Genomic DNA, 12,077 nt, shown 5'->3' on the forward strand with positions numbered 1-12,077 from the left:
CAAAATTGTGTTTCATCTATTCAATGAAACTTTATTCATTCACGTATTGCTTGTTCAGTTTTCAAGGTTCATTTTATTCTATCGATATTAACACACCCGACAGTTATTAAACTTTAACATATCACTTAATTGTTTGTCAACATCTTTTTTTGGAGCGGGTGATGAGAATCGAACTCACGACATCAGCTTGGAAGGCTGAGGTTTTACCATTAAACTACACCCGCATATATTTTTTTGGCGCGCCCGACAGGAGTCGAACCCATAACCTTCTGATCCGTAGTCAGACGCTCTATCCAATTGAGCTACGGGCGCTAAATTATTATAATTTTATTGGTGCGGCCGAGAGGACTTGAACCTCCACGGGGTTGCCCCCACTAGGCCCTCAACCTAGCGCGTCTGCCATTCCGCCACGACCGCATTCAACTTTCTACTTGAGGCTACATAATTATCTGTATTACTTCATAATTAACAAGTTGAAAATGGTGAGCCATGAAGGACTCGAACCTTCGACCCTCTGATTAAAAGTCAGATGCTCTACCGACTGAGCTAATGGCTCGTGAAATGGCTGGGGTACTAGGATTCGAACCTAGGCATGACGGAATCAAAATCCGTTGCCTTACCGCTTGGCTATACCCCAACGAAATGGCGGTCCCGACCGGGATCGAACCGGCGATCTCCTGCGTGACAGGCAGGCATGTTAACCGCTACACCACGGGACCTTAAATTATTCAAATATAAATGCAAATGGTGACCCGTACGGGATTCGAACCCGTGTTACCGCCGTGAAAGGGCGGTGTCTTAACCACTTGACCAACGGGCCATGGCTCCGAAGGCAGGACTCGAACCTGCGACCAACCGGTTAACAGCCGGTTGCTCTACCACTGAGCTACTTCGGATTAATCATTACTTAATCAGTGATAACCTCACCGACTTTTTCTATTATAGACACCTTATTTCAGATAGTCAACATTTTTTTATATTTTTTTTGAAAATTAATTTCGCAGTTAGTTTATCAGTTAAATTTCATAAATTATAATCCATAAATCACACATTAATCAACACCCTCTCAATTTTTAACGCATTCATACTAATTCGATAGCACCACGGCAATTACTACAACAATAAGATTTTACATTGATCTTTCTTTTCCTTCTATATAACTCACCACAATCCGTACAGCGATAATTGTAATAAGTTGTTTTTTTCTTTTCTTCTTTTTCAATTGTTGAACAAAAACGAGGCGCTCCTACCTTTTTTAATAACACTCGAAAATCTTGGTCTCTATGCCGATACCCTTTACCTTGAATGTGCAAATGATAATGACAAAGCTCATGCAGAATAATCCCCTTTAACTCATCAATACCAAAATGTTCATAATAACGTTTGTTCACTTCGATATTATGGCTATTTAACATGTAGCGTCCGCCTGTCGTTCTTAAACGTGAATTAAAATAAACTTTATGCTTAAAAGGTATTTGGAAGTATTGCTCTGATAACTGCTCTACTAAATGCTGTAATTGTGAATCATCCATATTTATCATCTCCAAAAATCTTTATGCTAAACGATGAAAAATCCAAGTTGCAGCTTAAAAGTGCAAGCATGGATTTCCACCGTTACATTCTAAATTTTATTGTGGCGGAAGCATCGTTAAAGAAATACGGCCTTTTTCTACTTCTACCTTCTCTACCCAAACGGTTACAATATCTCCAAGTGCAACAACTTCAAGAGGATGTTTAATACGGCGTTTTTGTAATTTAGATATGTGCACAAGACCATCCTGTTTAACACCGATATCTACAAAGGCACCAAAATCGACTACATTGCGCACTGTTCCTTGCAATTCCATTCCCACTTTTAAATCTTCCATTTGTAAAACATCTGTTTTTAGCAATGGCTGAGGGAAAGCGTCTCGTGGATCACGAGTAGGCTTCATTAATGTATCTACTAAATCTTTAACTGTCACTTCCCCAACATTTAATGCTTTACCTAATTCTTCAATAGAAAGTCCTGAAATAGCTTGTTCTGCCTTTTCAGTTCCTACATCCTTTTTCGTCAAATTGGACATTTGTAGAATTTGTTCTGCTAACTCATAGCTTTCAGGGTGGATACCTGTTGCATCCAATGGATTTTTAGCATCCGCAATACGTAAAAAGCCAATTGCCTGTTCGTATGTTTTAGCTCCAAGACGAGGTATTTTTTTTAATTGTGCACGGGAAGTAAATTTCCCACTCTCACTACGCGCCTTAACAATATTTTCTGCAACCGTTTTCGATAAACCTGACACGTATTGCAATAAAGAAGCTGAAGCTGTGTTAACATCAACCCCTACTTGGTTTACTGCTGTTTCTACTATAAATGTTAAAGATTCCGCCAACTGCTTCTGCGATACATCATGTTGGTATTGTCCAACGCCTACTGCCTTTGGTTCAATTTTTACAAGCTCTGATAGAGGATCTTGTAAACGACGTGCAATTGATACCGCACTACGTTGCTCTACTTGCAATTCAGGGAATTCTGCACGTGCTACATCAGATGCCGAGTATACAGAAGCGCCCGCCTCGTTGACAATAACATAAGCAATTTCCGTTGTACCACGCTCTTTTATTACATCTGCAATAAATTGCTCTGTTTCGCGAGAGGCAGTCCCATTTCCAATCGCAATAATGCTAATCGGATAACGATCTAATAATTGATTTACAACCTTTTTTGAGTTGGCTACATCGGGCTTTGGAGGATGTGGATAGATTGCTGTAACTTCTAACATTTTCCCTGTTTCATCTACAACTGCTAGCTTACAGCCCGTACGATATGCAGGGTCAACACCAAGCACCATTTTACCACGCATCGGTGGTTGTAATAATAAATTCCGTAAGTTTTCAGCAAAAATGTGAATAGCCTGTGCTTCCGCCTTTTCCGATAATTCATTACGAAGCTCTCTTTCAATAGAAGGTTGGATTAAGCGCTTATAGCTATCATTAATTGCCTCTCTTACTTGCGGAATAGAAGAACATGAGCGATTTTTAGGAATCCATTCATTTTCCATTATTTGCGTTGCGCGCTCTACTGGTACAGTAATCGAGACTTTTAAAATCTCTTCTTTTTCTCCTCGATTTATCGCTAAAATACGGTGTGGAACAATGCGATTAATTGGCTCTTCATAGCTATAATACATTTCAAAAACATGCTTTTCGTCTTTATCTTCATTTTTACTTGCCGTTTCAATTTTCCCTTCACGCCAAGATAATTTACGCAAACGTTCTCGAATTGCTGCGTCGTCCGCGAAACGTTCTGCTAAAATAGCACGCGCTCCAGCTAAAGCGTCATCAACAGTTGGCACTGCTTTCTCATCATTCACAAAATTTTGTGCTTGCACCTCAATATCACTATTTGTAAACTGCATCATTATATCTGCAAGTGGTTCTAATCCGCTTTCCTTAGCAATTGTTGCCTTTGTTCTACGTTTTTGTTTATATGGTCGATACAAATCTTCTATACGCTGAAGGACTGTTGCGGTTTTAATTGCACGCTGTAATTCTTCCGTCAGTTTACCTTGCTCATCAATTAAGCGCAATACCTCTTCTTTTCTTTTTTCAAGTTGTTGGATATATTGGTAGCGGTCATCAACTGCTTTAATTTGCACTTCGTCCAAGGAGCCTGTCGCTTCCTTACGATAGCGCGCAATAAATGGTACTGTATTGCTATCTTCAAGTAGTTTAATAACAGCTTCTACTTGATGTGGTAATACATTTACGTCTGCCGCAATTAACTTAAACATTTGTTTGTTATCCAAATTTATCACATTCCTTCTTACGTTATTCACGATTACAAAAAATCAGCGTGCTAGAATTTCTCTCGCATTAACAGGCAGTAATGTCTTCTACGATTAGTAATCGCAGGAGCAATTTATTTGTATCGAAATCAAAGTAACCGATACAAGATGCCCACTTCAAAGCTTTAAGTGGGAGCTTAACTGTCTGTAAAAACTTGATTAGTGGGAACTAAAAATTAGTGGAGAAGAAGCCCCCACCAATTAAAGTTTCACTTTATTCTAACATGCTGATTTTATTTTAACTATTATTGACTGCAACAACTGCATCTTGTAGTTTTTTTATTGCTGCCCTTTGAATTCGGGATACATGCATTTGCGAAATGCCTAGTTGCTCTCCAGCCTCTTTTTGACTCAGTTGTTTTAAATATGTAAGCTCTATTACCTTCTGCTCGCGCTCATTTAAAACATGCATAATTTCAGATACAATCATTCTTTGGTTTGCCATTTCAAACTCTAAGTCTTCTTTACCGACAACATCGAACAATGTAACTGTACTACCATCAGAGTCGGATTCTATTGCACGATCCATTGACAACGCTTGGTAACCACGCCCCAATTCCATCGCTTCAAGCACTTCCTCTTCCTGCACTTCTAAACGTATAGCGATTTCAGTAATTGTAGGTGAACGCTGAAGTTCAGTCGTTAAGTGCTCCACTGTTGATTTAATGCGTGGGCCTAATTCTTTAATGCGACGTGGTACATGCACGTCCCAAGTTTTGTCTCGTAAAAAGCGTTTAATTTCTCCGATAATTGTAGGTATTGCAAATGCTTCAAAACTTCGTCCTACTGTCGTATCAAAACGTTGTATTGCTCCAAGTAAACCTAACATGCCAACTTGAACAATATCCTCGTAATACGTTTTACCAGCCGCGTATTTACGCGCTAATGCCTCTACTAGTTGTTGATAATGAAGTACTAGTTCTGTTTGAGCGGCTTCGTCTTTTGTAGCTTGATATTGTGCAATCCAATGGAGTACCTCTTTATCTGAGGCTTCATTAGGTAACGATTCTCTCGTCATAATCTTCCACCTGCTCTCTTGCGACATACTTTGTCATGAAAACAGTGACACCGCCCTCATTGTTTACCTTCACTTCATCCATGAGTGCTTCCATTAAATATAGCCCTAAGCCGCCTTCACGTAACATTGATATTTTCTCATTTTCGTTGTAGGGACCGATTTTAGATTTAACTTCTTCAAAATTAAAGCTATTGCCATAATCAGCTACCATAATCTCGATTTTATTATCGAATAAAGCGCAGCCAATAACAACTTCACCTTCTTCAGTATCATGATAAGCATGATGAACGACATTTGTGACAGCTTCACCTGTGGCAATTTTCAAATCCTCAATTTCATCATAGGTAAACCCAACTCGCAATGCTAAACCTGAAATAGTAAGGCGAATGACACTAACATATTGTGGTTTAGCAGGGACTCTTATTTCTATATAATCAAATGCTTTCATTGTTATACTCCACCTTTGTATTCGTTTCAATATCCATTAGCTCACTTAAACCAGTAATTTCAAATAAACGAACTAGGCGTGCTGTTAAACCGACTAGCTTAAAATGCGCATTTTCTTTCACAACTTTTTTATAAAATGCAACGAAAATTCCTAATCCTGTACTATCTAAATAACTTACCTTTGATAAATCTAATTGCACTAATAAATCTTTTTCAATTTCAAGAGCGTCAAGCTCCTCGCGTAAAATAGGTGCTGTATACGTATCGATTTCTCCATCTATATATCCATGCACTACTTCCCCATCTTTTTGAAATTTCACATTTATGTTCATACTTTTAACACACCTCCGTTATAACCTATACAACGATTCCCTTTCTTCAAAATTTTAAACTTCTCTTAGAATTTTATTTTTTAAAGATAACGACGGTAAAATCATCATCCAAACCTTGTTCTTGTAATTTCTGCAATTCTTCATATAATTTCTCGCACATTTCTTGTGCGCTTAAATGAGAGTATGTAAGTGCTAGCTGTTCAATAATTTTTCTTGAATCAATTTTATCATCATGCCTAAATTCCGTTACGCCATCTGTCATCATAATGATAAAATCGCCTTCATAAAGTGGAATCTCCGTCTGCTCATATTTCATTTCAGGCATAATACCAAGCAACAGCCCTTTCGCACCTAAGCCATAAAAAGCATTATCAGCAGCATTATAATAAATGGCAGGCTCATGTCCAGCCGAGCCATAAGTGAATATGCTACGCGCTAAATCTAATCGGCCATAAAACATGGAAACAAACATGCTATCATCCACGCTTTTTTCTATAATGCGATTTAATACTTCTAGTACATAAGAAGGATTATTCTCTGCGTATTCTAATGTATCAAGTCCATATTTCACCATCGACATGCAGAGTGCGGCAGGTACCCCTTTGCCAACTACATCTGTTACTGCTACACCTACATAATTTTCCTCATCATTTAGAAAATGAACGTAATCGCCATTCATTTTACGTATTGGAATGGATAACATACCAATATCAATTTCATCAATTTGCGGCACTGTCGTTTTTAATAAAACACTTTGAATCTTCGTCGCTACATTCATTTCAATCCGCATTTCCTCCTGCTGCTCCAGTAGCATTTGATGCTCCTTCAATGTTAAACCGAAATAAACCATTATTTCGATTAAAAAATCGTAGCCATGTCTACTCACGACCGGTAATTCAGGAAATATTTCTTCCATCACTTGCTTATGCATATGTATTACTTCTTCTGGTGTTATATTTTTTTGAATCAATTGCCGAATAAAGTTTTGTCCAATATATAAATTTCGCTCTGATTGATTTTCAATATAATCTACGAGAATTTTTTTATATTGGATTTTTAGTTCTTTCATATACTTTTCCCTATCACAACCATTTTTTTACGCGAACAGTTGTCCCTTCTTTTAATTGTGATTGAATTTCTATATCGTCCATTAATCTTTTAACCCCTGGTAAGCCAGCTCCAATACTACCCGATGTAGAAAATCCATCTTGCATTACGGCGCGTACATCTTCTATACCTGGACCTTGATCAGCAGCAGTTATTGCCAAGCCAACTTTACCATCCTGCTCTACAGTTTCTATTGTAATCGTTCCAACACTGGCATATAAATATATATTGCGCGCTAGCTCACTAATAACTGTTGCAATGCGTGCTTGATTTACTGTGTCAAAGCCTATTTTTTTTGCTTCATTACGCCCTATTTCGCGCGCTGTAACAATATCCCATTCCGTTGTAATATTTATAGTAGATTTCATGCTTCTCACCGTCCCTGATGACATCTTAAAGTCTATTTTAAATATACCTTATAAAAATATTTTGTAAAATTAATTCTATCCAAAGTTATTTGTTAACGTTGAAAATTCCTGAGAAATGATTTGTGATGCAACGGCAAGGATTTTCCCCTTCAATGATAAAGCAGTCCGCAAACAAATTCGCCCCGAGTAATATTTGCTCATTTGCTTAATTTCTCTATAAAAGGCCGAAAATTCGGTTTTTTTGCCTTTTTTATAAATAAAAAGTGAAATAACACGTTATTTTTAATCAGCATCAAGCCAAGCAATTTTATAATTCTTTCAAAATTTCGAAGTTACTTTCTATAATGGCATCAAAAAAATAGCTGTCTGAAAAATCATGCATCAGCATGCTTTCCAGACAGCTATTTTCATTATTATGTATTAAAAACTTACGAGGCCTAAACTAATACCTAATGCCATATCAACTTTTTCCATTAATTCATCATCAAGCTGTGTAATGCGATCTGTTAATCGCGATTTATCAATAGTACGCAATTGCTCAAGCAAAATTACCGAATCGCGTTCAAACCCATACTTTTTAGCATCGATTTCGACATGGGTTGGCAATTTTGCTTTTTGAATTTGCGCAGTAATAGCAGCTATAATGACGGTTGGACTAAATCTATTGCCAATATCATTTTGAATAATTAGTACAGGTCTTGTACCACCTTGCTCTGAGCCTATAACAGGTGATAGATCTGCAAAAAAAACGTCTCCACGTTTTACGCTCAAATTGTCATCCCCCGCTAACGAGACGCTGCTCCACCATATGTTCCGCTTCATATTCTGCATGCAGGCATTCGCTGCAAATCATCAGATTAATATGCGACATTTCCACATAGCCCTTTTCTAAAGCTTCCCGTATCTGATTTGGTTGTGTCTGCTTCACTCGTTTAGATGTTGAAACATACAGCATTTCGCCATTATAGAAATTTCTTTGGGCAAATATTTGTTGAATTTCTACTAATGACTCGTTTGAAGAGTTCGTATTCTCTCTATTTTTCGTGTACACAACAAGCACCTCCACAAAAGACCGCAAAACTTCTGCTTTTCATAATCTCATTCTACCATTGAATACATGCAATGAAAAGACAAGAAATCTAAAAAACTGACAATCTCTGTATGAAAAGCGGTTTTTTGTCGAAAGTACAAATATTTTAGCTGGTATATATCCTCGGCACTCGGTTTGTAATAATACATGGTATTTCGTAATTAATTGTATCGAGCTTGTTTGCCCATTCATCTAGTGAGATCGTTACATTTTGCTGTGTACCTATCAATGTCACTTTCTCTCCAACAGTATATGCTTTTGGAAGTAAAATCATACATTGATCCATACAAATTCGCCCAACTATAGGAGCACGTTTTCCATCAATTAACACCGTTTGTCCTGTTAATTTACGAAGCATTCCGTCAGCATAGCCAATCGGCAATGTACCGATAAAAACATCTTCTTTTGCAGTATACGTTGCACCATACCCAACAGATTGCCCTGCTGCAAGTTTCTTTACATGTACTAATTCCGTTTCTAACGACATAGCAGGCTTTAATGGAAATGGTAAATTTTCTGCTACATAATGAGACGGCGCCAATCCATACATCGAAATCCCAAATCGTATCGCATCCAGTTGTAGCGACCTGTCTTTTACTAATGCAGTAGCAGTATTAGCAACATGTACGAGGCGAGGTTTAACAGGTAACACTTGCAACATATCAGCAAAGAGTTTTACTTGCTCATTAAAATATTGCGTATCTTTCTCATCAGCAGTCGCAAAATGGGTGAATATCCCATCTAGTTCCATTTGTTTCGTCGCTGCAATCGCTTCATATAAATGTTGCAGTTCGTATGTTGAAGTTATTCCTAGCCTACCCATGCCAGTATCCATTTTAATATGTAACTTCAATTTATTTGTTAATTGTAATAATGCCACTTGCTCTACCCACTCTTTAGAAAAAACAGTAAGTAAAATATTGTTTTGGGCAGCATATGTGGCAAAGGAAACAGGGCTTGCCCCTAATACTAATATATCCGTATTTGAAATATGTGAGCGTACATGAACCGCTTCTTCAGGAGTCGCAACTGCTAATATCGTAGCGCCTGCCTGTATTGCAGCATGCGCTACTTCTATATCTCCGTGACCGTAGCCATTTGCTTTTATGACAGCTATAATTTGCACATCTGATTGTAGGTGTTCTCGTAGTTGCTTGATGTTCTCTTGAATAGCTCGTAGATCTATAACTGCTTTTGTTGGACGATAATATTGGATCTCTTCCATGTGCTTTCTACCCTCTTTACTCAAAATCTAAACATTTAGGCAGTAACAGCCCTCTTTTATTATAGGTTTAAATAAGGGCTATTACTGAACAACTATTTTACTTCATCCCACCAGATGTGACAGATGCTGCAACTTCGATTAGTTCTTCTCTTGTCATCTTACTTGAAGCAATGAAAAATGATATGCCATCTCTTTCCCAGCTAATTGAATTATCTGTAACTGCACCAATAGCAAATCCTAAGTCAGCTGGGTCTCCAGGCGCAAAGACAGGAACTGTCGAAGCCATTGTCATAGCAGGTTGCTGCATTAAAGTGAATGCTTTTTCACCTTCGAATGTTAAAATAACGCGCTCTACTCCATCTTCTCGAATCGTTTGTGAATCAACTAATTTCGTATGATCCCATTGCAATATTGGGTAATGTGTTTGAAACGCCTCACTGTTTTTTATATCGGCACTCGCTGCCTCTTTTTCTTTATTTTCTTGAAATTTTTCTACAGCATATTCCTCTGCCTTGTGTGTCACACCTAGCTTTACATCATTAAACTTAATCGTAATTTGCTCTTCGCCTGCATCGTTTAAAATAGCGACGCTTTTTGGCAACATAGATTTTTTATCCACTGTCACTAGCTGCGTCGTCATACCTGTTTTATCTGTGTTGCGCATCGCAGCGGTAAAAACATATGCATCCTCAACATTTTCCATTTGTAACCCTTTATCGGCTTGTATATCTTCCGCTAATGCTCCGATTAAATATGCTTGGCTATTTTGTTTTGGCCAATCACTTTGGAATTTATACGTTTTTGATAATGCTGGTGTAACGACAAATACACCTTCTTCATTTCGGACAATCATTTGTGTAATATCCTCATTTTCTGCAGTTACCTCTACTTTGTAAAAATCAGGCTTTGTATGCCAAACTTTCACATCATAAGCACGAGGCTCCTTACCAGTCTTAATCTCCATCGAGGCAGTTAATTCATAACCCTTTGTATCTCCCCATTTTTCTCCAATTTTTTGAACAACGTCCTCTTGCGATGCCTTACCACATGCCGCCAACAGGAAAATACAGCAGCCAATCATAAAAATGACCTTTCGGAAGTGCACAATTCCATCCTTTCTCCACTTTCGCTCTAGTAATTTAGCATATGGAGCGTTACATCAAAATATGTCTTATTCCATTAAGACAACTTGAGCAGCTGCTACTGTTTGTGTATGAGTAATTGTTACAAAGCCTTTCACACGCTTGTCATCAAAATATAATTCAGGGGCACCTAATTCATTTTTTAAAATTTCAATTTGCTGCAATTCACAGCCTTTTCCAATACCTGTACCATTCGCCTTTGCATAAGCTTCTTTCGCTGCGAAGCGTCCTGCTAAAAATTCTACCCGCCTCGCATCAGAGAGCTTTGCAAAAAATGCTTGTTCACGAATTGATAAAATACGTAAGGCAAATTTTTCAGAGCGCTGCATTGCTTTTTTTATGCGTTCAAGCTCAATTATGTCTAATCCAATTCCCTTAATCATCGTTATGTTATTCCTTTCATTATTTATCATAACCAATGTATAATTAAAACGAGGTGGAAAAATGTTTATTCGTAGAGAAAGCTTTCAACAGTATATTAAAATGTATCCCATTGTTTCAACTATTATAGCTTTAAATATTATAGCTTATATTATCACACTCATTCCTGACTTTGGCACCAAAGTCCTTTATGCAGGGATGAGCTTGAATGCGGCGATTGCTGCTGGAGAATGGTGGCGTATTATTACATCTATGTTTTTACACGGTGGTTTTTTGCATATTTTATTTAATATGTTCTCACTTTTTTTATTTGGACCTGAGCTAGAAAAAATTGCTGGAAAAATGCGCTTTTTAACCATCTATTTTCTTGCAGGTATTTTCGGTGGCATTACCACATTCGTCATACAAAACGATCCGTTTTATGCAAGTGTAGGGGCAAGTGGAGCAATCTTTGGCATTATTGGCGCTTTTGGTGGATTGCTATACTATATGCGCCGCACTATGCCACAGTTGCGTCAAATTATATTACCGATTATCGTAATCAGTGTCGTTATGACGTTTTTACAACCTAATATTAATATCGCCAGCCATTTAGGGGGACTTGCAACTGGCTTTGTCCTAGGACTATTTTATTTTAAACCAAAAAATATGTTGCGTTAGCGACAATAAAAAAGAGTAGCGAATGCTACTCTTTTTTGATATCTTTCATTTACATCTCTGCAACACTTTATTTAATTACATATAGGAGATGAAAATATGTTAAATAGAAAGTTAACCGCAGCTTTTTTCACTACTGTTATTTGTTTTTTTATAGTTCCTTTATTTTTCAACGAATATTATAACTCGTATTTTATTATTGGTTTATCTGTAAGTATAATCACTGTACCCACACTTTTTATAATAGGAATTTCATTTGCATTAGCGATTGAGCTTTTCAGTAAATTCAACAATATTTTAATTTTATATATTAAGCATCTAATTTGTGGGCTACTTTGTGTTGTACTGTTTTTATTGTTAACTGGATGGGATACTGAATTACTTTTTGTTTATACATTGATTGCATTTACCTACGTTTCAATTTTCTTTATTAATGATTGGATTATCAAGGTAAAATTCACAGATTAATATAGAAATAAA

At 37.3% G+C, this 12,077-nt stretch carries 13 protein-coding genes, 8 tRNA genes and 1 pseudogene; 2 read left to right on the plus strand and 20 right to left on the minus strand.

Features of this window, described 5'->3' with window-relative positions; translation table 11 throughout:
* Window positions 1-150 precede the first annotated feature (150 nt).
* From TY13_RS13355 to acpS, 20 genes and pseudogenes are all read right to left on the minus strand, one after another.
* A tRNA-Gly gene (locus TY13_RS13355) sits at window positions 151-224 on the minus strand.
* Between the two features lie 11 nt (window positions 225-235).
* Window positions 236-312, minus strand: a tRNA-Arg gene (locus TY13_RS13360).
* A 19-nt stretch (window positions 313-331) separates the two neighbouring features.
* Window positions 332-417, minus strand: a tRNA-Leu gene (locus TY13_RS13365).
* Between the two features lie 63 nt (window positions 418-480).
* Window positions 481-556 (minus strand) — tRNA-Lys (locus tag TY13_RS13370).
* A 6-nt stretch (window positions 557-562) separates the two neighbouring features.
* Window positions 563-637 (minus strand) — tRNA-Gln (locus TY13_RS13375).
* Between the two features lie 6 nt (window positions 638-643).
* A tRNA-Asp gene (locus TY13_RS13380) sits at window positions 644-719 on the minus strand.
* 26 nt (window positions 720-745) lie between these two features.
* Window positions 746-820: transfer RNA gene (locus TY13_RS13385), tRNA-Glu, on the minus strand.
* A 1-nt stretch (window position 821) separates the two neighbouring features.
* Window positions 822-896 (minus strand) — tRNA-Asn (locus tag TY13_RS13390).
* 186 nt (window positions 897-1,082) lie between these two features.
* Complete coding sequence (locus TY13_RS13395; protein WP_042476922.1) at window positions 1,083-1,532, minus strand: SprT family protein; 450 nt, start codon at window positions 1,530-1,532, stop codon at window positions 1,083-1,085.
* Between the two features lie 96 nt (window positions 1,533-1,628).
* Entirely contained in the window at window positions 1,629-3,791 is a 2,163-nt protein-coding gene (locus TY13_RS13400) for a Tex family protein (protein ID WP_042476923.1), read from the minus strand.
* A gap of 277 nt (window positions 3,792-4,068) precedes the next feature.
* The gene (gene sigB / locus TY13_RS13405) at window positions 4,069-4,848 is read right to left on the minus strand and encodes an RNA polymerase sigma factor SigB (RefSeq protein WP_042476926.1); all 780 of its coding nucleotides are present in this window, start codon (window positions 4,846-4,848) and stop codon (window positions 4,069-4,071) included.
* Window positions 4,826-5,296: an anti-sigma B factor RsbW gene (gene rsbW / locus TY13_RS13410; protein WP_042476928.1), complete on the minus strand. Its 471-nt coding sequence runs from the start codon at window positions 5,294-5,296 to the stop codon at window positions 4,826-4,828. Before rsbW ends, sigB begins: the two co-directional genes overlap by 23 nt.
* Window positions 5,283-5,627 (minus strand): STAS domain-containing protein, encoded by a 345-nt coding sequence (locus TY13_RS13415; RefSeq protein WP_042476932.1) that lies wholly within the window; start codon window positions 5,625-5,627, stop codon window positions 5,283-5,285. Before TY13_RS13415 ends, rsbW begins: the two co-directional genes overlap by 14 nt.
* A 73-nt stretch (window positions 5,628-5,700) precedes the next feature.
* Window positions 5,701-6,702, minus strand: a pseudogene (locus tag TY13_RS13420) (SpoIIE family protein phosphatase); the annotation flags it as partial.
* A gap of 7 nt (window positions 6,703-6,709) precedes the next feature.
* Window positions 6,710-7,102: an anti-sigma regulatory factor gene (locus TY13_RS13425; RefSeq protein WP_326584071.1), complete on the minus strand. Its 393-nt coding sequence runs from the start codon at window positions 7,100-7,102 to the stop codon at window positions 6,710-6,712.
* Window positions 7,103-7,522: 420 nt separating this feature from the next.
* On the minus strand, window positions 7,523-7,873 hold the full coding sequence (locus tag TY13_RS13430; protein WP_042476940.1) for a type II toxin-antitoxin system PemK/MazF family toxin: 351 nt from the start codon (window positions 7,871-7,873) through the stop codon (window positions 7,523-7,525).
* A gap of 4 nt (window positions 7,874-7,877) precedes the next feature.
* Complete coding sequence (locus tag TY13_RS13435) at window positions 7,878-8,153, minus strand: hypothetical protein (protein ID WP_042476943.1); 276 nt, start codon at window positions 8,151-8,153, stop codon at window positions 7,878-7,880.
* Between the two features lie 145 nt (window positions 8,154-8,298).
* A complete protein-coding gene (gene alr, locus TY13_RS13440; protein ID WP_042476946.1) occupies window positions 8,299-9,417 on the minus strand; it encodes an alanine racemase in 1,119 nt (372 codons plus the stop codon).
* A gap of 97 nt (window positions 9,418-9,514) precedes the next feature.
* Entirely contained in the window at window positions 9,515-10,498 is a 984-nt protein-coding gene (locus TY13_RS13445; RefSeq protein WP_042476949.1) for a LolA family protein, read from the minus strand.
* A 90-nt stretch (window positions 10,499-10,588) separates the two neighbouring features.
* Window positions 10,589-10,942: a holo-ACP synthase gene (gene acpS, locus TY13_RS13450; RefSeq protein WP_042476952.1), complete on the minus strand. Its 354-nt coding sequence runs from the start codon at window positions 10,940-10,942 to the stop codon at window positions 10,589-10,591.
* A gap of 61 nt (window positions 10,943-11,003) precedes the next feature.
* Between acpS and TY13_RS13455 the strand changes: the two genes are divergently transcribed.
* Window positions 11,004-11,600 carry a rhomboid family intramembrane serine protease gene (locus TY13_RS13455; protein WP_042476954.1) on the plus strand — a complete coding sequence of 199 codons (597 nt, stop codon included), beginning with the start codon at window positions 11,004-11,006 and terminating at the stop codon, window positions 11,598-11,600.
* A 96-nt stretch (window positions 11,601-11,696) separates the two neighbouring features.
* Window positions 11,697-12,065: a hypothetical protein gene (locus TY13_RS13460; RefSeq protein ID WP_042476956.1), complete on the plus strand. Its 369-nt coding sequence runs from the start codon at window positions 11,697-11,699 to the stop codon at window positions 12,063-12,065.
* Window positions 12,066-12,077: the final 12 nt, after the last annotated feature.

Origin of the sequence: Bacillus ndiopicus, assembly GCF_000612805.1 — a bacterium.
GTDB lineage: Bacteria > Bacillota > Bacilli > Bacillales_A > Planococcaceae > Metasolibacillus > Metasolibacillus ndiopicus.

Bases quoted from the DNA above. Each gene is read 5' to 3' on its own strand.
- TY13_RS13395 (WP_042476922.1), bottom strand. From the start codon at position 1,532: ATGGATGATTCACAATTACAGCATTTAGTAGAGCAGTTATCAGAGCAA.
- sigB (WP_042476926.1), bottom strand. From the start codon at position 4,848: ATGACGAGAGAATCGTTACCTAATGAAGCCTCAGATAAAGAGGTACTC.
- rsbW (WP_042476928.1), bottom strand. From the start codon at position 5,296: ATGAAAGCATTTGATTATATAGAAATAAGAGTCCCTGCTAAACCACAA.
- TY13_RS13415 (WP_042476932.1), bottom strand. From the start codon at position 5,627: ATGAACATAAATGTGAAATTTCAAAAAGATGGGGAAGTAGTGCATGGA.
- TY13_RS13425 (WP_326584071.1), bottom strand. From the start codon at position 7,102: ATGAAATCTACTATAAATATTACAACGGAATGGGATATTGTTACAGCG.
- alr (WP_042476946.1), bottom strand. From the start codon at position 9,417: ATGGAAGAGATCCAATATTATCGTCCAACAAAAGCAGTTATAGATCTA.
- TY13_RS13445 (WP_042476949.1), bottom strand. From the start codon at position 10,498: ATGATTGGCTGCTGTATTTTCCTGTTGGCGGCATGTGGTAAGGCATCG.
- acpS (WP_042476952.1), bottom strand. From the start codon at position 10,942: ATGATTAAGGGAATTGGATTAGACATAATTGAGCTTGAACGCATAAAA.
- TY13_RS13455 (WP_042476954.1), top strand. From the start codon at position 11,004: ATGTTTATTCGTAGAGAAAGCTTTCAACAGTATATTAAAATGTATCCC.
- TY13_RS13460 (WP_042476956.1), top strand. From the start codon at position 11,697: ATGTTAAATAGAAAGTTAACCGCAGCTTTTTTCACTACTGTTATTTGT.